The following is a 21,253-nucleotide window of genomic DNA, read 5'->3' as shown; positions in this document are numbered from 1 at the left end:
TTTCCTTTCGCGGTAACGGTTCAGGTCTTGGATTTCGGCTGGCCGAAGACATAGTCGGCGACCCTGGGCAGAAAGGTCTCGCTATAGTACCCGCGCGGCTTCTCGCCGACGGCCACCCCGGCATTGAGAATGCCGGCCTGGTAATCGTCGGCAAAAAGCGAATAGGGGTAGACGGGTTCGACAGCGCTTGCCGAATTCAGGTGTTGGCGCAGTTCGAGAGGAATCGAAAAATCCAGTGCGGCCAGATTGTCGTCGAGCTGTTCGATCCGGCTGGCGCCGATGATGGCGGCGCCGACCCCCTGCTGGGTCACCACCCAATTCAACGCGACCTGCGCCATGCTGTGGCCGGTCTCGGCAGCGACCGCCTCGAGTGCGGCTACAATCCGCATGTTGCGCTCGGTAAAGAGGCCGAGCCCGCTGCCGGAGGCGTCGAGCGAAAGCCGCCCCGCCGCCTCTCGGCCGGCGCGATACTTGCCGGAGAGCAGTCCCATCGTGAGCGGGCTCCAGGCGGTGATGCCGAGACCGAGCGTCTGGGCGAGCGGCACGAACTCGTTCTCGATGCTGCGTTCGGCCAGAGAATAGGGAAGCTGCAGGCAGATCGGCGGCGTGAGCGCATGCGCTTCTGCCCAGGTCTGGGCGCGCGCCGCATACCAGCCGGGCACGTCAGAAAGTCCGGCATAGCGGATCTTGCCGGCGCGCACGAGATCGTCGAACGTCCGCATGACCTCTTCCACCGGCGTGATCCGGTCCCAGGTGTGCAGCAGATAGAGGTCGATGTAATCCGTCTTCAGCCGCCGCAGCGAGGCGTCGACGGCGCGCATCAGGTTCTTGCGGCCGTTGCCACCAGCATTTGGGTTGCCGGGCTGCAGGCTGTTGGAAAACTTGGTCGAAATCACCACCTGGTCGCGAACGCCGGCATCGGCCACGAATTTGCCGATCAGTTCCTCGCTGACGCCGGCCGCATAGGAATCCGCCGTATCGATGAAGTTGCCTCCGACATCGAGGTAGCGGTCGAAGATCTTGCGCGCCGCGTCCTCGTCCGATCCCCAGGAGCCGCCGATCCCGCGAATGCCGCCATTGCCGAAGGTCATCGTTCCGAGCGCGAGCCGGCTGACCCTGAGGCCCGAGCGGCCGAGAAGGTAATAGTGGTCCATGGACATGGGAATTCCTGATTTGTCTCGCGTCCTGCCCTGCGCCGCCGTCACATGTGGCCGTGATAGCTCTTGCGGGCGACGCCTTGCTGGACGTGGTTGATCATCGTGATGAAATCGAAGACCGGACGACCGGTCGCCGCCTGCACCGCGTGAGCATAGGGCGGAAGATCGCTGCATTCGAGCAGAATGGAGCGAACGTCCGGGTTATCCTCGACGAGCTTGCGGGCGACCTCGGTAACCTCCCGCTCGATCTTCGCACTGTCGAGCGTGCCCTTTTCTTCCAGTATGGCTTCGCGGAATTCCGTCTGCCCTTCCATGCCGGCGATGGCGAGCGGAATATGCCCTGGCACGTTGCTCGCCTCGAAGTGGCGCGGCGTCAGTCGGCTGGCATTGGCCGTGATGATGCCGACCCTGCCGCCGGCAGCCGCATGCATGAACGGGATCTGCATCAGGCTCGACAGGAACACCGGGATATCGACAGCCGCTGCAACCTCTTCCTGGAAATAGGCCATGAAACCGCAGGCCCCGGTGATCGCCTTGACGCCGCGGTTCTGCAACTCGACGGCCGCTTCGATGAAGACGTCGCGAAGGGCCGGATCGCGCTGGTTGAGCAGCCGGTCGATCGAGGCGCCGCGCACCTCCTGGAAGCGCACGGGAAAATCATAGGTCGTGGCGTTGCCGACATTGCCGGGCACGCAAGGATAGGCCGCGTCGAGGATGAGGATGCCGATCTGCTCCCCGTACCACGATTGAGTCCTCCGCGTGACTGTGTGGACAGTCATCGTCTTGTCTCCGATATCGAAATTGTTCTCAAATCGGCATGCCCGCCGAGGGGAATGGGAGCCGGTTGCGGCTCCCATAGCTGATGTTACTGAACCAGGCGCGGCGCGCCGGTTGCGGCCGCCGTCCCATCGAGGCCGTAGGACTTCAGGACGTTGACGATGGTGCCGTCGGCGTGCATCGCCTCGATCTGCGCATCCAATGCGACACCGAGTTCCTTGGCGTTGAAGGAATAGGGAAACGCCGCCTGCGCGGCTTCCTTGGTGGCCCTGACCCGATCGTCGGAGGCTGCGACCTTGACCTTGACGTCCTTGAGAGCGCCGCTCTTTTCAGCAACGACGCCCGTCGAATAGCCATCCACGGCGACGTCGATACGGCCGGCGAAGAGGTCCTGCTGCATGTTGACCGAGTTCGGGTAAAGCTTCAGCTTGGAACCGAGCATGGCCTTCAGGTCGGTGACCCAGAGATAGCCCTGCACCGTTCCGACCTGCTTGTCTTCCAGGTCGGCGACATTGGCAAAGCCATCCTTGGAATAGATCGCCATCTGGTCCGTATAGAGCGGTGCCGAAAGGTTCATGACCTTGGCGCGCTCGGCGGTGCGATACCAGTCGCCGGTGGCGATATCCGCCTGTCCCGACAGCACATACTGGATGGCGGCGGCCGGATCGACGGCAACCGCCTTCACCTTCAGGCATTCGCGCTTGGCGAATTCGGCGGCGATATCGCCGTCGATGCCCTTCATGTTGCCGGCGTCATCAAGGTAGGAATGCGGGACATAGGTTGTCACGGCAACCGTCAGCGTGCCCTCTTCGATGGTGCTGAAGGTGTGTTTCGGGGTGCAATCCTGAGCAAGCGCCACCTGGCTCGAAACGAGGATGCCGGCGATGCCGGTCAGCAGAAGGCGGGTTTTGGTCGCAAATGTGGTCATGCCTGAATGCCCTTTCGTGGTGTTGGTTCAGCGTTGCGCGTAGGAACCGGCGCGCTTTTCGACATGGCTGACGAGGAGAGCGGCGGGGATGGAGATCGAGGCGTAGAGAACACCGGCGGCAAGCAGCGCCGGGAAATAGCGGAAGGTGTTCGAGCCGATTTCATAGGCGCGGCTAACGAGTTCCGGCAGCGCGATGGTGAAACACAGCGACGTGCCTTGGAAAATCAGGATCGAGAAAGCGAGCAGCGCCGGAAGGGCGACACGCAACCCCTGCGGCAGCAGGACATAACGCAAGGCGTCCAGTCGATTGAGACCGATCGCAACCGCCGCCTCGCGCTGGCCATGCGGTATCGACTGCAGGCTGGCGCGGATGATCTCGCTGGTATAGGCGCCGGTATTCCAGGCAAGCGCGATGACGGCTGCCGTGAACGACCCGAGCGTCAGGCCGGTGGTCGGCAAGCCAAAATAGATGAATTGCAACAGCACCAGCGCCGGCGCACCACGGCCGACCTCGACCAGGAACAGCGCGACGATTTTGGTCAGCCGGCTTTTGGCAAGGACCCCAAGGGCAAGCAAGAGCCCGAACGGAATGCCGATCAAGAGGCTGAGCGCCGTCACCTGCAGGCTGATCGACAGACCCGACAGCAGATCGGGCAGCCAGGCGGAGAGTTCTTCAAGGCTCGGCAACATCAGCGGGCCACCTTTGCTTGCAGATAGCCGTCGGCGACGCGCGACAGCCAGGCAACCGGCAGGCTGAGCAGGATGTAGAACATACCGACCAGAGCGAAGACCTCGAGACCTCGAAACGTCAGCTGCGACAGCTGGTTGCCCTGGAAGGCCAGTTCGCTGACACCGATGGTCGAGGCGACGGCCGTCTCCTTCATCAGGCCGATGAGATAGCTCGCGGCCGAAGGCAAAGCCACGCGAAAAGCCTGCGGCGCAACAACATCCGTCAGCGTGGACCAGCGGCCGAGGTTTAGCGCCGACGACGCCTCCCATTGCCCGAAGTGGATCGAGGTCAGCGCGCCACGGTAGATTTCCGCCATGTTCGCAGCCGCGATCAATCCGAGCCCGGCCAGCGCCGCATTGAACGGACTGATCGGAAAGACGCTCATTCCAAGGCCGAAGAAGATGATGAATAGCCAGAGGATCGGCGGAATGCCGCGCACGATCTGGATGAAGATCATGGCGAGGAACCGCAGCGGCAGGATGCGACTTTGCCTGGCCGCAACCAGCGGGACGCCGAGGACGGCACCGGCCAGAAAAGCGCCGAGCGTCAAGGCAACGGTCCAGGGAAGCCCGCGCAGGATGGCGAAGAGGTCTGCCGTGCTCATCGGTCGTGCACCGCCCGAAGGAACCGCTTCGTGCGCTCCTGCTGCGGATTGCGCATGACGTCGGCCGACGGCCCCTTCTCGATGATCTTGCCATCGGCCATGATCATCACCGTGTCGGAGACGTTCTCGGCAAAGCTCATTTCGTGGGTGACCACGATCATCGTCATGCCGGTTTCTGCCAGTTCGCGCATGACGGCGAGCACTTCGAGGCCGAGTTCGGGATCGAGTGCCGAAGTCGGCTCGTCGAAGAGCATGACATCAGGATCGAGCGCAAGCGCCCTCGCAATGGCGATGCGCTGTTGCTGCCCACCGGAACAGCGGCCGGGATATTGCTCCGCCTTGTCGGCCAGACCGACGCGGCTCAGCAACTGCATCGACCGTTCGTCGGCGTTTCTGCGGCTGCGGCCAAGCACACGCTCCTGCGCCAGGCTGACATTTCGCAGCACCGTCATATGCGGAAAGAGGTTGAACGACTGGAAGACCATGCCAACGCTGCGGCGCAAGGTCGAAAGCTCCGATCGCTCGGCGGGTGCGGCCGCGTTGAGCGAAATGTCGCCGATGGTGACATGACCGCCATCCGGCGGCTCGAGGTAGTTGATGCAGCGCAGCAGCGTGCTCTTGCCCGATCCGCTCGGACCGATGATCGCCAGCACCTCACCCGGCATCACCTCAAGGTCGATACCGTCGAGCACCGTATGGTTGCCGTAGTGTTTGCTCAGCTTGTCCAGCTTGATGAGGGGTTTTCGCGCCTGACCCTTTTCGGAAGGCGCTCCTTTGGCGGCCAGAGCATCGTCCTCAGTCATTGTCGGTTTGCCACCCCTCATGTGCAAGACAGCGCCATCCATGACGATTTCGCCCCATTGCAGGCACGGCTCGGCTCCACGCCGGGCAAGCCGCGTCCTGTCGCTGAAAATGTTTGATGTCTGCCGTGCGCCCCAAGGCGAACGACTGTCGTTCCCGTTCTTTTGTTGTGGATCACCATAACGATTCGATACGTGCTCGGCAGACGACAAAAATTGCAGGGCGGCATAACCTGGAGTTATGATTTTAGAGGGTAGATCTTGGCGCCTGCCATGGAAGCCAGACGAATGCCTGCGGTTTGAAATGTTTGCCGAACGCCTCGGGCGATAGAAGCAACCCGCCGATCCAACCAAAAAAGGTTAATGCCGGCGATCAGCGCTGTCGGCAAGATAACACTATTTTAGCCATGACCGATGAGTAAAGCCATCGGATCGCTAGATATCGCTATGCTTACCGAGTCGCTCAAAAATTGCCTGCCTCGCCCGCGAGTGATAGAAAGAGCTATAAAATTGCAACCGAACAGAGAAGATGCCTGTGCTCGTACACTCGGTTCGAACTGCCGGCCTTGATGGCGGGCCGCACCACTTACGGCGACGCTTTGTACGGCAGCCGTGCAAGAGAACAGACTGAAATTGAGGGCGATGCCATGCTTGCAGTCCAAACGGTTCGGGCACAGCAATGTTCGCAAGCGGTCCGGACAAAACCGCAACGGAAAGGGAAAGGCTAGGATGTCAAGCACTGACTCGACGTTGTCTGCTGCATCTCCCGTGGACGATACCGTCCTTGGCAATACTGAAGAGGTCATTTCGGTTTACGACGAGGCCCTGCATCTGGTCGCTTCCTCGGTTGCTCTTCAACGGGCCTACGAAGTGGCTGGGCTGGTCGATGCAACACTCTGGCATGTCTATCCCGAACTGCTTGAGCCAGCCTCGAAAGCGATGGCCGAGTCCGTTCTTGCCAATGGCGTTCCCCGCAGTATCGAAATCTTCGACGCGCCCAATCGGTCACGGCGAACCCTGCTGGTCTTTCGCGCCGGCCAGGGCGTCGGCGTCATCGAAACAGATGGCGCGTCAGTGAGACGGGAAGTCGCGAGCCAGGGCGAGAACGAGCGCGCACTGCTGCTTCATCAGGCGACCCACGATGCCCTGACCGGTTTGCCCAACCGCCGCCAATTCAGCGAGGACCTGCGAAACGTGTTGCCGGCCGTTCATGAGAAAAAGCCGGCGCTGATGCAGATCGACCTCGACGATTTCAAGCCGATCAACGACACGCTTGGACATGGGGCCGGAGACGCGGTGCTGCGGATGGCGGCCGAACGCATACGCGGCGTTTTGCAAGACGGGGAAGTTGCCTACCGGCTGGCGGGCGACGAATTCGCGATCATCCAGCGCGACGCCGAGCAGCCGGCCGAAGCTGAGCGGCTCGCCAATGCGGTGGTCAACGCCTTCAAGGAGCCGTTCACGGTCGATGGCATATCGGCATTCGTCGGTGCAAGCATCGGCATTGCCATCGCGCCGCCCGATGGCAACGAGGGCGAGCAACTGATGAAGGCGGCCGACATCGCTCTTTATGCGGCCAAAAAAGAAGGCCGCGGCCGCGCCAAAACCTTCAGCAGATCGATGCTGATCGTGCTGGAACAACGGGAAATGCTGCGCCGCAGCCTGCGAACCGCGCTCAGGGAAAACCAGTTTTCCATCGAGTATCAACCGCTGGTGAAGCCCCCTTTCACCATTGTCGGCTTCGAGGCGTTGGTGCGCTGGCGTCATCCGCTGGTGGGCATCATTCCGCCCAATGTCTTTGTGCCGATGGCCGAAGCCGATGGGTTGATGAGCGAGATCGGCCAATGGGTGCTGGAGCAAGCCTGCCGCCAGGCGACCACATGGCCCTCGCATTTCACCGTGGCCGTCAATCTGTCTCCGGCGCAGTTCCTTCACGACGGCTTCACCGACCGCGTATCACAGACACTCGATATGGTCGGCCTGCGGGCCGACCGGCTCGAACTGGAAGTCACCGAATCGGTTCTGCTCGAGAAGACCACCAACAATCTCGACACGCTCAATACGCTGAACGTGCTCGGCATTCAGATCTCGCTCGACGATTTCGGGACCTACTATTCTTCGCTGAGTTATCTCAAGAACTTCCCGTTCGACACGATCAAGATCGACCGCTATTTCATCAAAGATCTTGAGAATGACGAGAAGAGCCAGGTGATCGTCCGCTCGATCATCGCGCTCGCGCACGGACTGGGGATGGCGGTGACGGCGGAAGGCGTCGAAACGCGGGCCCAGGCCCTGTGGCTGGAACGCGAAGGCTGCGATCGCTTGCAGGGCTATTTCCTCGGCGTCCCCATGCCGCCCAACGCGATCGACGCCTATTTGCGTCAATCATCGTCAATGGAAGTTTCGTAAAAACGCTGAGAGTGAGGCTGTGGAGTTGGCCGCAGGCGCAAGGGCCGCCGGTCTCTCCCCAGTTTGTGTGCCTGATAAATCAGCCTAGAAAGTGCCTGTGGGCCGTGGCAAAGTTCCACAGATGGAGGACAAAGCAAGTATGGAAGTCGGTAACAGTGTGCCAGCGGAAGCGGCCTTCGAGCCCTTGCTCCAGTTTGAAATGGAGATGGGGACGTTCCTTTCGGAGTGGCAGCATTGCGACCATCTCTCCACCTATCTCGCCCGCATGATCAGCCACAACAGGGCTGATCCGGTCCGTCATTCGAACTTCTTCTCCTCGGCGCTCAACGAATTGCTCGAAGTGTCGTTTCGCGGCGGCACCTCCAGCGGTCAAATCGGTCTTTCGATCTACCGCCATGGACCGGTCGAGCGGGTTCAGATCACCTTTCCATGCCCGGCCGAACAGGTCCCGTTCTACCGCGAGGCCGTGTCGAAGATCGATCGCAGCGATGCGCATGCCCGCTATCTCGATTCGATCTCGACCGACATGGCGCCGAGCCGCGAATCCATTCTGCTCGATCTCGCCATCAATTTCGACGCGAGCATCCGCATCGAGGAAAGCACATCACCCGCAGTCACGCTGATCGTCGACTTGCCTCTGGAAGGGCTCGTGAGTTGAGCGTCACAGGCCTTTCCCCCAACTTCAAGGTGGCGTTCGACGCCAACAGCCAGGTGTTTTCGCTTGCCGGTGTCGTCCGGCCGCGGTCCGTTGACGAGATCGCCGATAGCATCGCCATGCTCAAGCAGGCGATCGACGACGTTCGCGGCGTGCTTTACGTCGACGTGAAACGCCTGATCCAGATGAACAACACCGCATTCCATGCCTTCGTGCGGGTTGCCCTCGACGCATGCCGGTCACGCGCGGACCTGCGCGTGGTGATCGTGACGTCGAGCGTCGTCGGCTGGACCACACGGATGTTCGGACATCTCAACCAGATCGAACCGCAGATTTCGGTCGAGGTCTACGATTCGACCTTCTATCCCGGGCAGAGCTTCGTCGAGGACACGAGCTTCATCCCAATTCTGAGAACCCAGACGAAGATGACCTGGCGCCACGAGCGTTCGATCCTGCCGCGGCACGGCCTGCGGCCAGGTATCGCCATGGCCGACGTCTGCTGCGGCATCGGCGACTTTGCCGTTCTCGTCCAGAAGGAGTTTCAGCCGGCGCGGATCGTCGCCCTCGACCACTCCAAGGCGAGCCTCGCCTATGCACGCGAGGTGGCGACCAACTTCGGCATCACCGATATCGAGTACACCTACGGCGATGCGTCGGAAATGCTGCTGGAGGACAATCAGTTCGATTTCGTCAGCTGCCGCCACTCGCTGCAGATCTTCAACGAACGCGAGCTTCTCCTGAAGGAACTCTACCGGATCTGCAAACCGGGCGGACGTGTCTACATCACCAATGAAAAGAACTCGCACTGCCTCGGCGAACCGCGCGCCCAGAGCATCCAGTGGACCTATAACGAGGTCGCCAAGCTGTTCAGCCATTTCGACATGGACGTCGAACTCGGACCAAAAAGCCGCCGCTACCTCGCCGATGCCGGCTTCGACGACATCCTGGTGGAATCCTTCATGGTGACGAACCTCGACGGCGACCCGCAGGACTTCGCCGACGTGATCACCGCTTGGGAAAACGTCTATGCCGGCGAAATGGCTGTCCGGCGCGGCGACACGCCCGAATTCATCGAGCGCTTCCGACAGGGCTTCCGGGACCATATCTTTGCCGCCCTTCATCCCAAGGGTTACGCCGGCTGGCCGATCTGGGTCGCATCGGGGCGCAAGCCGACATGAATGAACAGAGTGCATCAAGTTCCCGCCTCGGCTTGAGGTCCTTCCGCGCCAAGTTCGTGCTCGTTGTCGGCGGCGCCGTGCTGTTCGATTTGCTTGTCACAGGCGGCCTTGCGCTTTGGAATGTGCAAAGACTGTCGCGGGATGCCGCGACGGAAGTCGGCCAGGGCCTGCAGAAGGCCAACCAGGACTATATGCGGTCCTACGCAGAATCGACCGCCGCCCGCGTCAACCTGCTTCTTGGCCAGGTCCACACCGACGTCGCAACGCTCGCAGGCGTTCTGCAGTCGCAGATTGATCGGCCGGTGCGCAAGTTCCAGGTCGGCGAGGCTCTTGCCCGGGGCGCGCCTGGTTCTGTCACCGTCGTCTACGACGAGAAAGGCGGATGGGCGCAGAACCTGCCCGGCCCGCCTTCGGTCGTCAGCGTCTGGGGTTATCTTCTCGGGCCGGAGCGTCATCCGCTTCCCGACGTCCAGACCGAGATCGAGAACAGCGCAGTGCTTGACCTCGTTGCGCCGAGCCTGCTGGAGAGCGGCCGGTCCAAGCTGCAGATGTATTACATCGGCCCCAAGGAGCGGCCGATTTTCAGGACAGCACCCTATACGGACCAGGCACAAACCTTCGACCGGCTTTATCCCGGCCACAACGAAGCCGAGTTCTGGACGTTCTTTTTCCCCGGCATCTACGAATCCTGGGAGCAATGGGCGAAGGATCCGAGCCTGAGGCCGGTGCCGAACGATGTGACGCAGACGGCGCCCTACACCGATGCGATCACCGGCAAGCTCATCGTCAGCTTCTTCCAGCCGCTATGGTCGCGCGACCGAAAGGCTGTGGCAGGGGCTGCCGGCGCCGATATCACGCTCGACCAGCTGGCCGAGGTGGTACAGAACGTCAAGGTCGCCGAAAGCGGCTTCGGCTTCCTGGCAATGTCCGATGGCAATGTGCTCGCCATCAACCCGGACGGCGAAAAGACGATCGGCCTGCAGACATCAAGCGATACCAGCACGCAAGGCGTGACCGGTGCCGACCGGTCGCTTCGCAAGAGCGCCCAGCTTGCCATTGCGCAACTGCCGCTCGGACAGGATGGAGTGATCCAGCGCGTCATGCTCGACGAGGCCGGCGAGAAGGTGCCTTATCTCGTTCTCCTGAAGCAGTTGCAGCCCGAGAATTTCTGGATGTCCGGCCCGGTGCGCAAGGAAACGATGTCGCTTGGCATCGTGGTTCCGGAACGCGAAATCTATGCGTCGCTGTTTGCCGCGCAAGCCGGCATCTCGCAGGCGACGAACCGCATCCTCGCCTATCAGATCCTGGCGCTGCTTGCGTCGTTGCTGTTCGTGACGGCGGCGGTGTTCGGCATCTCCAAGCGCGTGACCGCCGGCATCAGTGCGCTTGCCGGTGCCGCCAAGCGCATCCAGGCGAAGGACTATTCGGTCCGGGTGCCGATCTCCACGCGCGACGAAGTGGGCGAAGCCGGCACGGCCTTCAACCGGATGGCCGAAGAGATCAGCTTCCACACCGAAAACCTCGAGCATCTCGTCGAGGAGCGAACGAAGCAGATCGAGGAAGCCAACCAGCAGATCTCCGCACTCAACATGCAGCTGCGCAGCGAAAACCTGCGGCTCGGCGCCGAGCTGGCGGTCGCCCGGCAGATCCAGATGATGGTATTGCCGAAGGCTGGCGAGCTCGACGAGATCGCAAACCTGGAGATCGCCGCCTATATGCGGCCCGCCGACGAAGTGGGCGGGGACTACTACGATGTGCTGAGTGACGGCACGCGGTTGAAGATCGGCATCGGCGACGTCACCGGGCACGGCCTCGAGAGCGGCGTCCTGATGCTGATGGTGCAATCGGTCGCGCGCGCCTTGCAGGAGGCCGGTGACATGGATCCCAATCAGTTCCTCAACCGTCTCAACCGTGCAATCTACAAAAATATCGTGCGCACCAATACCGACAAGCATCTTTCTCTGGCATTTCTCGACTATGATGGTTGCCGCCTGACGCTTTCGGGGCAGCACGAGGAACTGATTGTCGTTCGCAACGCCCAAGAGGTGGAGCGCATCGACACGATGGATCTCGGTCTACCGATCGGCTTGGAGCCCGATATTTCGCGGTTCGTCGCCACGCGCGAAGTCGCTTTTGCCCAGGGTGATATGATCATCCTGCACACGGACGGGGTAACGGAAGCCGAGAACGCGGCTGGCGAACTGTTCGGCATCCAGCGGCTCTGCGACAGTGCGCGGCAGTTTTATGGACGCAGCGCCGAAGAAGCAAAATCAGGGATACTCGAGGACCTGATGGCACATATCGGCAAGCAGAAAATTCACGACGACATTACCCTCGTGGTCATGAGACACAGGTGAGCAGATGACGACTTTGTACGGAACCGCGGACCTGACCAGGGGCGCCAATGAAAGCGTGACGAGGCTCCGTCTTTACGACGGCCAGCTCAACCTCAGCTGGAAACATTGCGCTATCGCCTCGGACTTTGTCGCCGAGTTGATCGCCATGCGCTACCGCGGCTCGCGCAACGCCTATAAGGAAGTCCGGCACAATATCGGCTACTTGACCAACGAATTGGTCGAAAACGCGGTGAAGTTCCGCGCCGCCGGCGGCATCGTGGTCGAGGCTTCGATCGACGACAGCAACTTCCGTGCGAAAGTATCGAACTTCGTCGATGGCGAGACGGCTGCACGCTTCCAGGATCTGCTGTCCGAGATCACCACGGGTGACCCGGGCGACCTTCTGATCGAACGCATCGAAGCCAATGCAATCGGCACCGGCAAAAGCGGATCGGGACTTGGTCTTTTAACACTGATGAGCGATTATGGCGTCCGTTTCGCATGGGTTTTCGGACCCAATAGCGATAGCGGAGACGTCGCGCTTGAGACTTATGCCTCGATCCCCGTCCCCGATATCTCGAACTGATGAGCAGGTGAATATGGAAATCAAGGACGAGGACTACCGCGTTTGGTCCGAGGGCAACGACATCCACTTCGAAGGAACCATGCGGCTTCCCGGCACGGAAGCCTATGCCCCGATCTTCACCCTGGCCATGGGCGTGCTTGAGGCCGAGCCCGACCGCATGACGATCGACCTGGGGGAACTGCAGTTCCTGAACTCGTCGGGGATCAACCTGCTCGCCAAGCTGACGATCGAGGCCCGCAACCGGCCGAACGTGCAATTGACGGTGCGTGGAACCTCCGAGATTCCGTGGCAGTCAAAGTCTTTGCCCAACCTCAAGAAGCTCCATCCCGGCATCGACCTCAGGCTGAACTGAGGCGACATCCACGACAGCAGACGCGCAAAAGTGTTCGGCAGTTTTGCGCGCTATGCGCAAGAACAGGGGTTTGACGCGCATTTGGAAGATCGCGACGCGGCTTACACGTCGCATACCACGCGCGGCGCTGCCGCATCTTGAAACGCTTGCATGATTTCGTCCCTGGACCGGAACCGGTTCAAGGACGAAATTGTATGGGCGGCGCGACTTTGGCCCATCTTGCTTCAAGTCATCCCGTCAATCGGTTCGACGCTTTCCGAAAGCCATCGCCTTCCTGAACCAGGTTTTCCGCGTCAGTCGCCCGAGCCGACAACGTCGGAAGGTTTCACGCCGAACCTGCGACCGATGGCGAACGCGCTTGCCCTCGGCGGATCACAAGATTTCGATTTTACTCCTGTTCGGGGTGCCCCTAGGCTTCACCCGGTTCAAACCGTACCGGGAGGAAATGCCATGAAACGCAGGCTTATACTTGTCGCGGCCGCTCTGGCCTTGTCCGCCGTCGTGGCCCACGCCCAGGACACGTCAATGAGCTTCTTCGTCACCAGCGCAAATCCGGGCAAGGGTGGCGATCTTGGCGGCCTTGCCGGCGCCGACACCTACTGCAGCACGCTGGCCTCGGCGAGCGGTTCCACGGGCAAGACCTGGAAGGCCTACCTTTCCACCGATTCGGAAAACGCCAAGGACCGTATCGGGGCCGGCCCCTGGTACAATACCAAGGGCGAGAAGATCGCCGACGATGTCGCCTCGCTGCACAGCGACAAGAACAACCTGACGAAGCAGACGGCGCTCAACGAGAAGGGCGAAGTGATCAACGGCCGCGGCGATACACCGAACCGGCACGATATCCTCACCGGCTCCAAAGCCGACGGCACGGCCGCGCCGGAGACCTGCGGCAACTGGACGCTCAGCGGAACGGACGGTGCGGCGATCGTCGGCCACAGCGACCGAACCGGCCTCAACGACAGCGCCGAGGCGAAATCCTGGAACGCATCGCACGCGACGCGCGGCGGCTGCACCCAGGAAGCCTTCAAGGGAACGGGCGGCGACGGGCTCTTTTACTGCTTCGCCGCGAATTGACGGTATCCACACAACCGGGCCGTCGCACCTGCGCGGCCCACGACAGTTTGAGCCGGCTCCCTTGGTCCGCGCGCTTTTTACGGCCGGAAGCGACGGGTCGTACAGCTGTTGCCGGGCTGGTCTGGCTGCCGGATGCCATCGGCTCCTTTCGCGGCGGTCGCCCGGCGTCCGACGTGCGGCCCTTTCGGCTGCCGACGGCCGCCTGAGCAAGCTTCGTTCATTCAGCGTCTCCAGTGTCGCTCCAAATGCCTTGAAAACAGAATAAATGTTTGATCTACTCCTAAATCAGAACATACGTTCTCCGACCAGCAGTTGCGCTCGGACCATGGGAGAGGATTGAGATGAAGAGGTTTTTGATTTCCGCAGCGGTTTGCGCATTGGCGGCAACAACGGCGCACGCCGAGAACATCGGGATCGCCATTGCCCGTTCCGACAGCGCCTTTCTGACGATCCTGCGCAGCGGCATGGAGAGCCGCGCGGCTGAACTCGACAAGGTTACGGTGCAGGTCGAAGACGCCCAGAACGATCCGAGCCGACAGCTCGATCAGGTACAGAACCTGATCTCCGCTGGCGTCGATGCCATCGTCGTCGTTGCAGTTGACGGCGACGGCACGCCGGCTATCACCAAGCTGGCAACCGAGGCCAAGATCCCGGTCGTCTATGCGAACCATCCGCCCGCCGATGTCGACAGCCTGCCGGAAACTGCCGCTTTCGTCGGTTCAAACGAACTCGACTCCGGGACGATCCAGACGAAGGAAGTCTGTAAGCTGCTCGGCGGCAAGGGCGATCTCTTCGTCCTCATGGGTCCCCTGAACAACCATTCCTCGCTGACCCGCACCAAGGATATCCACGACGTCATCGCCAGTGACGACTGTAAGGGCATGAAGGTCATCGAAGAACAGAGTGCAAACTGGGATCGCCTCGAGGCTACCAACATCATGACGAACTGGCTGTCGGCGGGCACCAAGTTCGACGCCGTCATCGCCAACAACGACGAGATGGCAATCGGTGCGATCCAGGCGATGAAGTCCACAGGCGTCGACATGTCGAAGGTCGTCGTCGCCGGCATCGATGCGACGCCGGATGGCCTTGCCTCGATGGCGCAGGGCGATCTCGACGTGACGGTGTTCCAGAATGCCGTCGCTCAAGGAGCAGCCGCCATGGATGCGGCGGTGGCACTGGCACGCGGCGAAAAGACCGAGCGCCACATTTGGGTACCCTTCGAACTGGTGACGCCTGAGAACATGCAGGATTATGCAAAGGCCAATCAGTAAGCCTGCCGGATTCGCCTGACGCGTTGAAAAAGTCGAGGGCCATGGATGGCAACGTCCGTGGCCCTTCTGCGTTGGTCCATCCCGCAGCATTGGACACATGCATCTGCATGCGCGCGGATCAAACTGCTTGTCGCGGCGTGAGGTGCCAACCATGAGCGATATCAGCTTGGCACGTCATCCTGCGCGTTCGCGCCCACACGTCGTTCGTCACCGCCAAGCATCTGCATGAGCGCAAGCTCGCTGCGAACACCGCGCTGATAGATCTGGATAAGCGAGGCGCCGAGCGTATCCGCCTCGTCACTCTCCGGCTCCAAGTCATTGCTGGAGCAGGCGTGTCGGAACACGCGCTGGAGCATTTTCAGTTGATCTTCATCGATTGCAAGGTCTCGAAAATACCGATCCATCTGCCTCTGATCCTCCAACATCAAAGCAGGTTGAGATGATTTTTCTGATATTGGGAAAGATCGCGAATTTTTCCAGAGGCGGATGCATTTCACCTTCGCAGGCGCCGCGCCATGCGAGAAAGAGGGCGCATTCCTGAGGGCTTGGTAACAGGACGAGCGCGCCGGTTTCAGGTGCAATCCGTAGCGCGCGCATCCCTGCCGGCGAGGCAGGGCGGTGTCGTGAACCGCATCAGCGAACACATCCCTTGACGCGGTCATAATATCTATTAATCTGGAGATTTCGATATTACACAAGCGATAACGGCGCTTGCCGCCCTTGCCCAATCGACCCGGCTCGATGTTTTTCGACTGCTGGTCAAACACGAACCCAACGGCCTGGCGGCCGGTGAACTCGCACAGGCGATCGACGACCCGCAGAACACGATGTCGGCGAACGGCTCAAGGGAGCGCGGCACGTCATGGCTGGGCCGGTGGACACCCGGCCGTCCGACGGGCCCGTCACGCCGCCCGCTCACGGGACCGCGCTCTTCACTTTAATGCTGCTCGGGTTTGTCCTTGAGGGCCTGGTTCTCTCTGCCGTTCTGATCCACATGGTGACCTTGACGGTCGAACTCGATCTGGGGTCGTCAGGTCTCCTGGTGGCCAGCCTGTTCGGCCCGGCGCAGGTGGCAAGCCGCCTCGTCAACATGCTCTTCGGCAAACAGATCACCCAGACCTCGCTTGCCATCGTCGCCGCCTGCCTGTTGGTTCTCGGGCTTGCCGTCCTGACCGCTACGGCGCCATGGCTGCCGGGCGCGATCACCTTCGCCATCCTGTTCGGCATGGGATCGGGCCTGATCAGCATCGTCAGCGGCACCTTGCCGCTCGAGCTTTTCGGCAAGCACAATTACGGCGCGCGGCTTGGCTGGGTTACCGCCGCCAAACAGCGTCGTCCGCCGCAGCGCCATTGTCGCTTGCCTTGGCCTTCGCCTGGCTCGGGGTGCTGCCTTCCCTATGGATAACCGTTGCAACAGGTGCCGCCGGAGTATTCGCCTTTGCTGCCATCGCCGTCTTCAACCGCCGCGACCGGCTTCGAGCGTCAGGGGCGGGCAAGGGTCTGATCGAGGTCTAGGCGCATTCCGGTATCTATTGGACCAACCAGTCGACGCGTCGCGTTCACAGGCGACAACCTTTTCGAAGGCACTGTCGGAGGACCGGCGCCGGCCAGTGGACCAGCGCCCACGTGCATCGCGCCAGTGTCGCAATACGACTGGACTTTCGGCTTGTTGCCGTCGACTTGCGCATGACCTGAGCGCGCGCCCTTCAGCCGCTTCACGCTTTTCCCATCATCAAAGCTTCGCAAAACCTCCGCCGATCGCAAGAAGGGAATCGACACAAGTCCGCTTGAAGGCGCATAGAGGCGCTGAGGCCAGTCACCAAGGCTTGCTTGTTTTCATCGCCGATCCCGGCTGAAGCGTGCGGGTCGGCGAAACCGTGATCCATTCTGAAGTGCTCCGATGATTTCGTTTCCGACAGCAATCCAGCTTTCGCCTCACGTTTTGGCCGGCAGCCGCATTCTTGATTGCAATGCGGGCCAGCAGTGACGGTATGACAGCGATCCCGACCGAGACGCAGGCCGAAGACGCCTCCTCCGCCCGCAATTCCCGTGTCGTCGCGCTGGTCGTTGCCATCGCCTTCTTTATGCAGATGCTCGACGGCACGATCGTCATTACATCGTTGCCGCAGATGGCCGCGTCCTTCGGTGTGCAACCGGTCGCCATGAGTATCGGCATCACCGTCTACATGCTGACGATGGCGGCCTTCATTCCGCTCTCCGGCTGGCTTGGCGACCGTTTTGGCGCGCGCAACGTCTTCCTGGTCGCAATCGGCATTTTCACGTTCGCCTCGCTGTTTTGCGGGCTGTCAGGCAGTCTCGGCGAGTTCATCGCGGCACGCGCCGTGCAGGGCATCGGCGGCGCGCTGATGACGCCGGTCGGCCGGATCATCGTCTTGAAGAATGCTCGCAAATCGGAGCTTGTCGGTGCGGTCGCGCTCATCACCTGGCCGGCGCTGATCGCCCCGGTCGTCGGCCCGATCCTCGGCAGCGTGATCACCACGTGGTTGAGCTGGCACTGGAACTTTCTCATCAACATCCCGATCGGCCTCGTCGGCCTTGCGCTTGTGTTGCGCTTCGTGCCCGATCAGCGCGAGGACGACGCGCGCCGTCTCGACATCAAGGGCTTCATCCTATCGTCAACCAGCCTCACTTTGGTGCTCGCCGGGCTCGAAGCCTTCGTGCACGGGACAGTCAATGCACCTGCAATCGGCCTGTTGCTGGCAGGGGGCACGATCATCGGCATCATGGCAACGCGTCACTTCAGGGTGATCGCCAATCCGCTTCTCGATCTCTCTGCTCTGAAAACCCAGACCTTTGCGATGTCGACGCTATCGGCCGGCACCGCCTGCCGCATCGCCATCAACGCGACGCCGTTTTTGATCCCTCTCACGTTCCAGGTCGGGTTCGGCCTCGATCCGATCGAGACCGGGATTTATGTGCTCGCCTACTTCGCCGGCAATCTGGCGATGAAAACGGCGACGACGCCGTTGCTGCGCCGTTTCGGCTTCCGCACCATCCTCGTCGGCAACGGCCTGCTCGCCTCGCTGGCGATTGGTGCCTGTGCAGCGGTATCGACAGATACGCCGCAGTTGCTGACGCTCCTGCTGCTGTTTGCTGCCGGACTGTTCCGCTCGATGCAGTTTACGGCACTCAACACGCTCGGCTTTGCCGACATCGATGCAAGCCAGCGCAGTTCAGCATCGACGCTCTCCAGTATGTTGCAGCAGGTGGCCATGCTGATGGGCGTCGCCGTTGCCGCTGCCGTTCTCAATCTGTCGCAGGCGCTTCGCGGCGCTGAAACCGCGGCGCTCGCGGACTTTCGCTGGGCGTTTCTCGCGGTCGCGACGATCGGCATCCTCTCGGCCTTGCGTTTTCTGAGCCTGCCGCACGATGCAGGCGTCGAAGTTTCAGGGCACAAATTCGAGCCGCGGAAATAATCGGTTACGACCGGCATCGGCCGTGACCCGGAAGTCACTCCGATGCCGCTCGGATTTCTACGCTCACCGCTTGTTCATGCGGCGACGCCATGGCGCGTCCTGCTGCCAGTCGCCGGCCATGATGCAGCCGTAGGCGAGCTGCCGGCAGATTGGCCTCACCGATCTGCTCGGCCACCCGTTCGTCGGCCTCGCGCAAGGCAGCGCCCCCGCAGGACTCCGCTCGTATCGGCCGGCGAATAAGCTATCGATTGCGGCTGCGCAGCTTCGAAAGCATCTGCCGCCTGGCCGCGCAGGATGTCGGTGTCGGCATTGCGCCACAGGCAGCCGCGCCCCGATCAGTACCCCCTGGCTGCACCCGCGCCGATGCGGCTGTCGACCGCACCATTGTAGCGCGCGCCACCGCCCTCAGCGATTTCGGCGAGGCTTTCACCGCCGACGAGAATGCCGGTCGCCTGCCCCCAGATGCTCCAGCTCTTGTCGATCTGCACGTCATGGCCCATCGCCGAGAGAAGCTTGCGCGTATCGGGCGACAGCGCGTAGGGCTCCATGAACACCTTGTCGGGCAGCCACTGATGATGGATGCGCGGCGCATCGACCGCCTCCTGGATGTTCATGCCGTGATCGATGACGTTGAGGATCGCTTCCAGCGTGATCGTGATGATGCGTGCGCCGCCGGGGCTGCCGATCACCATGAACGGCTTGCCGTCCTTGGAAACGATGGTCGGGCTCATCGACGACAGCGGCGTCTTGCCGGGCGCGATCGCGTTCGCCTCGCCCTGGACGAGCCCGTAGAGATTGGGAGCGCCGGGCTTGGCGGTGAAATCGTCCATCTCGTTGTTGAGCAGAATGCCGGTCCCGGGCGCAACCACGCCGGCGCCGAAAGAGCCGTTGAGCGTATAGGTCACCGCAACCGCATTGCCCTCGTCGTCGATGATCGAATAATGGGTCGTCTCCTTGCTTTCTGCGAACCCCTCCGGCATCAGCGCCTGCGAAACGCCGGCCTTGAACGGATCGATCTTGCCGCGGATCTCGGCCGCATAGCCCTTGTCGAGCAGCTTGGCGACCGGGTTCTCGACGAAGTCGGGATCGCCGAGGGTCGTGTTGCGGTCGACATAGGCATGGCGCATCGCCTCGATCATCGCATGCACGGCCTCGGCCGAGCCGTAACCGAGATAGGAGAGCGGATAACCTTCGAGTACGTTGAGAATCTCGCAGATGATGACGCCTCCGGAAGACGGCGGCGGCGAGGAAACGATGTCATAGCCGCGATAGTTGCACTTGACCGGCTCCAGTTCGCGCACGGTGTACTTCTCGAAATCCGTCCTGGCGAGTATGCCGCCCTTGTCGGCGCTTGCCTTGACGATCGCATCGGCGATCGCGCCCTTGTAGAAGGCGTCGGTTCCCTTCTCGGAAATGCTTGAAAGCGAGGCGGCGAGGTCCGCCTGGACCAACGTCTCGCCAACGGCGAAGGGTTTGCCGTCGGGCTTCAGGAAGATCGCGGCGGCTGCCGGGTCCTTCGCTAGCCTCTCGGTTTCGCCGTCGAAGGAGTCGATATCGCCCTGTTCCAACAGAAAGCCATCCTTGGCGAGCGCGATGGCAGGCGCGATCAGCTCTTTCAACGGCCGCGTGCCATAGCGGCTTCGCGCCACTTCGAAACCCATCACCGGCCCGGGAACGCCGACGGCCAGATAGCCTTCGGTGCTCAGGCCATCGACCAGTTGTCCCTTGTCGTCGAGATACATTGCCTTGGTCGCCGCCGAAGGCGCGCGCTCGCGAAAATCGAGGAAGGTGGTCTTGCCGTCCTTGAAGCGGATGGTCATGAAGCCGCCGCCGCCGATATTGCCGGCTGTGGGATAGACGACCGCAAGCGCATAGCCGACGGCAACGGCAGCATCCACGGCATTGCCGCCTTTTTTCAAGACATCGACGCCGATATCCGACGCCAGATGCTGAGCGGTGACGACCATGCCGTGCTCGGCCTTGACCGGCTCTGGCGACGCGGCCCTGACAGCCGATGACGAGGCCGAACTGAGTGCGGCAACCAAGGTGAAGGTGAGGACATTCAGGCAGGATGTGCGCATGCTTTTCTCCCGCGACAAGAGGTTTGGCTGGCAAACGGCGCCCTCGGTCGAGAGCGGCGGCATCGAAGTTCGCGAAGGCACCTCGCACCAACGGGCGGGCAAGGGTCCAGCCATCGGGCGGGCGCAGGCTCGCTTGGAAATTGAAGCCTTGGGCGAAGTATAAGCACGCGCGACCGGCACGGGCAACCGCCACCCGACACCCTTGGGCAGCAAACAAGCCGAATACGAATACGGTCGGCAGGCAGGTGGCGGCAATGGTCGCTGCTCCGTTGCCGTCCAGCACCGGATCGCAGCGCTGTGGCCCCACGCGATTTTCGCCATTGCCACGACCGGCCATCGCTGTGACAGTTTCGTCCTGAGCGTGGCAACATCCACCACCGGATGTCCAACGCAGAATGCCAACGGAAGGAATGCCGAATGATCGAAGGCCATTGCCACTGCAAGTCGGTTCGTCTTTCCGTCCGCGTGCGGCCCGACACGCTCGGCAGCTGTAATTGTTCGCTATGCTCAAGACTGGGCGCGCTTTGGGGCTATTATAACGCGGAGGAGGTGTCGATCAGCGACCCACAGGGCAAGCTGGTCGGCTACGTCCAAGGCGACGCCACCTTGACGCTCCACCATTGCGGCACCTGCGGCTGCACCACCCATTGGTCGCCGATCGGTACCGATGCGACACGCATGGGCGTGAACATGCGCCTGTTCGACCGCGCCGTCTGGGTGGACATTCCTCATCGGCTGATCGACGGCGCCAGCTGGTAGTCCGGCAAAGCAAACTCTTCGCTAAAGACGCCTTATTGCCGACGACCCTCTGAGCGGTCAGCGGTGCTTTGCTGTGCGCCTTCGATCGTCGTCCGCCCCTTTGGTCGGCTTGT

At 61.5% G+C, this 21,253-nt stretch carries 20 protein-coding genes and 1 pseudogene; 13 read left to right on the top strand and 8 right to left on the bottom strand.

The features are described from left to right. Positions 1–20 precede the first annotated feature (20 nt). The 6 genes from BLJAPNOD_RS07860 to BLJAPNOD_RS07835 form a co-directional block, all read right to left on the bottom strand. Complete coding sequence (locus BLJAPNOD_RS07860; RefSeq protein WP_115419416.1) at positions 21–1,160, bottom strand: aldo/keto reductase; 1,140 nt, start codon at positions 1,158–1,160, stop codon at positions 21–23. Between the two features lie 41 nt (positions 1,161–1,201). Next, positions 1,202–1,936, bottom strand: coding sequence for an aspartate/glutamate racemase family protein (locus tag BLJAPNOD_RS07855; protein ID WP_077502614.1), 735 nt, complete (start codon positions 1,934–1,936; stop codon positions 1,202–1,204). Between the two features lie 86 nt (positions 1,937–2,022). Continuing rightward, positions 2,023–2,862 carry a transporter substrate-binding domain-containing protein gene (locus BLJAPNOD_RS07850; RefSeq protein WP_115419415.1) on the bottom strand — a complete coding sequence of 280 codons (840 nt, stop codon included), beginning with the start codon at positions 2,860–2,862 and terminating at the stop codon, positions 2,023–2,025. 27 nt (positions 2,863–2,889) lie between these two features. Next, on the bottom strand, positions 2,890–3,552 hold the full coding sequence (locus tag BLJAPNOD_RS07845; RefSeq protein WP_077502616.1) for an amino acid ABC transporter permease: 663 nt from the start codon (positions 3,550–3,552) through the stop codon (positions 2,890–2,892). Beyond that, positions 3,552–4,196 carry an amino acid ABC transporter permease gene (locus BLJAPNOD_RS07840; protein ID WP_115419414.1) on the bottom strand — a complete coding sequence of 215 codons (645 nt, stop codon included), beginning with the start codon at positions 4,194–4,196 and terminating at the stop codon, positions 3,552–3,554. The genes BLJAPNOD_RS07845 and BLJAPNOD_RS07840 overlap by 1 nt, the downstream gene beginning before the upstream one ends. Next, on the bottom strand, positions 4,193–4,999 hold the full coding sequence (locus BLJAPNOD_RS07835; protein WP_115419413.1) for an amino acid ABC transporter ATP-binding protein: 807 nt from the start codon (positions 4,997–4,999) through the stop codon (positions 4,193–4,195). Before BLJAPNOD_RS07835 ends, BLJAPNOD_RS07840 begins: the two co-directional genes overlap by 4 nt. A 726-nt stretch (positions 5,000–5,725) precedes the next feature. On the opposite strand from BLJAPNOD_RS07835, the gene BLJAPNOD_RS07830 reads away from it, so the two are divergent. The 8 genes from BLJAPNOD_RS07830 to BLJAPNOD_RS07795 all read left to right on the top strand — a co-directional run bounded on the left by BLJAPNOD_RS07830 (position 5,726) and on the right by BLJAPNOD_RS07795 (position 14,863). Beyond that, on the top strand, positions 5,726–7,405 hold the full coding sequence (locus BLJAPNOD_RS07830) for an EAL domain-containing protein (RefSeq protein ID WP_115419412.1): 1,680 nt from the start codon (positions 5,726–5,728) through the stop codon (positions 7,403–7,405). A 139-nt stretch (positions 7,406–7,544) separates the two neighbouring features. Continuing rightward, a complete protein-coding gene (locus BLJAPNOD_RS07825; protein WP_077502619.1) occupies positions 7,545–8,063 on the top strand; it encodes a ubiquinone biosynthesis methyltransferase UbiE in 519 nt (172 codons plus the stop codon). Then, positions 8,060–9,238: a class I SAM-dependent methyltransferase gene (locus BLJAPNOD_RS07820; protein WP_115419411.1), complete on the top strand. Its 1,179-nt coding sequence runs from the start codon at positions 8,060–8,062 to the stop codon at positions 9,236–9,238. The genes BLJAPNOD_RS07825 and BLJAPNOD_RS07820 overlap by 4 nt, the downstream gene beginning before the upstream one ends. Further along, positions 9,235–11,595 (top strand): SpoIIE family protein phosphatase, encoded by a 2,361-nt coding sequence (locus BLJAPNOD_RS07815; protein WP_115419410.1) that lies wholly within the window; start codon positions 9,235–9,237, stop codon positions 11,593–11,595. The genes BLJAPNOD_RS07820 and BLJAPNOD_RS07815 overlap by 4 nt, the downstream gene beginning before the upstream one ends. Before the next feature lie 4 nt (positions 11,596–11,599). Then, positions 11,600–12,160 carry an ATP-binding protein gene (locus BLJAPNOD_RS07810; RefSeq protein WP_077502622.1) on the top strand — a complete coding sequence of 187 codons (561 nt, stop codon included), beginning with the start codon at positions 11,600–11,602 and terminating at the stop codon, positions 12,158–12,160. Between the two features lie 13 nt (positions 12,161–12,173). Continuing rightward, complete coding sequence (locus tag BLJAPNOD_RS07805) at positions 12,174–12,512, top strand: hypothetical protein (protein WP_077502623.1); 339 nt, start codon at positions 12,174–12,176, stop codon at positions 12,510–12,512. Positions 12,513–12,962: 450 nt separating this feature from the next. Next, positions 12,963–13,589, top strand: coding sequence for a hypothetical protein (locus BLJAPNOD_RS07800; RefSeq protein WP_115419409.1), 627 nt, complete (start codon positions 12,963–12,965; stop codon positions 13,587–13,589). 341 nt (positions 13,590–13,930) lie between these two features. Continuing rightward, positions 13,931–14,863: a substrate-binding domain-containing protein gene (locus BLJAPNOD_RS07795; protein ID WP_077502625.1), complete on the top strand. Its 933-nt coding sequence runs from the start codon at positions 13,931–13,933 to the stop codon at positions 14,861–14,863. Positions 14,864–15,024: 161 nt separating this feature from the next. Here BLJAPNOD_RS07795 and BLJAPNOD_RS35910 read toward each other — a convergent pair whose 3' ends face one another. After that, positions 15,025–15,630: a hypothetical protein gene (locus BLJAPNOD_RS35910; protein WP_244610895.1), complete on the bottom strand. Its 606-nt coding sequence runs from the start codon at positions 15,628–15,630 to the stop codon at positions 15,025–15,027. On the opposite strand from BLJAPNOD_RS35910, the pseudogene BLJAPNOD_RS35905 reads away from it, so the two are divergent. The 3 genes and pseudogenes from BLJAPNOD_RS35905 to BLJAPNOD_RS07775 all read left to right on the top strand — a co-directional run. After that, a pseudogene (locus BLJAPNOD_RS35905) lies at positions 15,565–15,702 on the top strand (helix-turn-helix domain-containing protein); the annotation flags it as partial. The gene BLJAPNOD_RS35910 and the pseudogene BLJAPNOD_RS35905 sit on opposite strands and share 66 nt — an antisense overlap. A gap of 23 nt (positions 15,703–15,725) precedes the next feature. Further along, positions 15,726–16,268, top strand: coding sequence for an MFS transporter (locus tag BLJAPNOD_RS07780; protein WP_147294534.1), 543 nt, complete (start codon positions 15,726–15,728; stop codon positions 16,266–16,268). Positions 16,269–16,854: 586 nt separating this feature from the next. Beyond that, positions 16,855–18,300, top strand: coding sequence for an MFS transporter (locus tag BLJAPNOD_RS07775; protein WP_115419406.1), 1,446 nt, complete (start codon positions 16,855–16,857; stop codon positions 18,298–18,300). A gap of 335 nt (positions 18,301–18,635) precedes the next feature. Here the strand turns inward: BLJAPNOD_RS07775 and ggt are convergent, their stop codons facing one another. Beyond that, a complete protein-coding gene (gene ggt / locus BLJAPNOD_RS07770; RefSeq protein ID WP_115419405.1) occupies positions 18,636–20,381 on the bottom strand; it encodes a gamma-glutamyltransferase in 1,746 nt (581 codons plus the stop codon). Between ggt and BLJAPNOD_RS35330 the strand changes: the two genes are divergently transcribed. After that, positions 20,380–20,544 carry a hypothetical protein gene (locus BLJAPNOD_RS35330; RefSeq protein WP_158556103.1) on the top strand — a complete coding sequence of 55 codons (165 nt, stop codon included), beginning with the start codon at positions 20,380–20,382 and terminating at the stop codon, positions 20,542–20,544. The genes ggt and BLJAPNOD_RS35330 overlap by 2 nt on opposite strands. A gap of 254 nt (positions 20,545–20,798) precedes the next feature. Beyond that, positions 20,799–21,140: a GFA family protein gene (locus BLJAPNOD_RS07760; RefSeq protein ID WP_077502631.1), complete on the top strand. Its 342-nt coding sequence runs from the start codon at positions 20,799–20,801 to the stop codon at positions 21,138–21,140. Positions 21,141–21,253: the final 113 nt, after the last annotated feature.

This window comes from Ensifer sp. M14 (assembly GCF_003355565.1).
Lineage (GTDB): Bacteria > Pseudomonadota > Alphaproteobacteria > Rhizobiales > Rhizobiaceae > Ensifer.
Note: the sequence above shows the minus strand (reverse complement) of the source record. Positions and strands in the feature narration are given on the sequence as shown.

Bases quoted from the DNA above. Each gene is read 5' to 3' on its own strand.
- BLJAPNOD_RS07860 (WP_115419416.1), bottom strand. From the start codon at position 1,160: ATGTCCATGGACCACTATTACCTTCTCGGCCGCTCGGGCCTCAGGGTC.
- BLJAPNOD_RS07855 (WP_077502614.1), bottom strand. From the start codon at position 1,936: ATGACTGTCCACACAGTCACGCGGAGGACTCAATCGTGGTACGGGGAG.
- BLJAPNOD_RS07850 (WP_115419415.1), bottom strand. From the start codon at position 2,862: ATGACCACATTTGCGACCAAAACCCGCCTTCTGCTGACCGGCATCGCC.
- BLJAPNOD_RS07845 (WP_077502616.1), bottom strand. From the start codon at position 3,552: ATGTTGCCGAGCCTTGAAGAACTCTCCGCCTGGCTGCCCGATCTGCTG.
- BLJAPNOD_RS07840 (WP_115419414.1), bottom strand. From the start codon at position 4,196: ATGAGCACGGCAGACCTCTTCGCCATCCTGCGCGGGCTTCCCTGGACC.
- BLJAPNOD_RS07835 (WP_115419413.1), bottom strand. From the start codon at position 4,999: ATGACTGAGGACGATGCTCTGGCCGCCAAAGGAGCGCCTTCCGAAAAG.
- BLJAPNOD_RS07830 (WP_115419412.1), top strand. From the start codon at position 5,726: ATGTCAAGCACTGACTCGACGTTGTCTGCTGCATCTCCCGTGGACGAT.
- BLJAPNOD_RS07825 (WP_077502619.1), top strand. From the start codon at position 7,545: ATGGAAGTCGGTAACAGTGTGCCAGCGGAAGCGGCCTTCGAGCCCTTG.
- BLJAPNOD_RS07815 (WP_115419410.1), top strand. From the start codon at position 9,235: ATGAATGAACAGAGTGCATCAAGTTCCCGCCTCGGCTTGAGGTCCTTC.
- BLJAPNOD_RS07810 (WP_077502622.1), top strand. From the start codon at position 11,600: ATGACGACTTTGTACGGAACCGCGGACCTGACCAGGGGCGCCAATGAA.
- BLJAPNOD_RS07805 (WP_077502623.1), top strand. From the start codon at position 12,174: ATGGAAATCAAGGACGAGGACTACCGCGTTTGGTCCGAGGGCAACGAC.
- BLJAPNOD_RS07800 (WP_115419409.1), top strand. From the start codon at position 12,963: ATGAAACGCAGGCTTATACTTGTCGCGGCCGCTCTGGCCTTGTCCGCC.
- BLJAPNOD_RS07795 (WP_077502625.1), top strand. From the start codon at position 13,931: ATGAAGAGGTTTTTGATTTCCGCAGCGGTTTGCGCATTGGCGGCAACA.
- BLJAPNOD_RS07780 (WP_147294534.1), top strand. From the start codon at position 15,726: ATGGCTGGGCCGGTGGACACCCGGCCGTCCGACGGGCCCGTCACGCCG.
- BLJAPNOD_RS07775 (WP_115419406.1), top strand. From the start codon at position 16,855: ATGACAGCGATCCCGACCGAGACGCAGGCCGAAGACGCCTCCTCCGCC.
- BLJAPNOD_RS35330 (WP_158556103.1), top strand. From the start codon at position 20,380: ATGCTTTTCTCCCGCGACAAGAGGTTTGGCTGGCAAACGGCGCCCTCG.
- ggt (WP_115419405.1), bottom strand. From the start codon at position 20,381: ATGCGCACATCCTGCCTGAATGTCCTCACCTTCACCTTGGTTGCCGCA.
- BLJAPNOD_RS07760 (WP_077502631.1), top strand. From the start codon at position 20,799: ATGATCGAAGGCCATTGCCACTGCAAGTCGGTTCGTCTTTCCGTCCGC.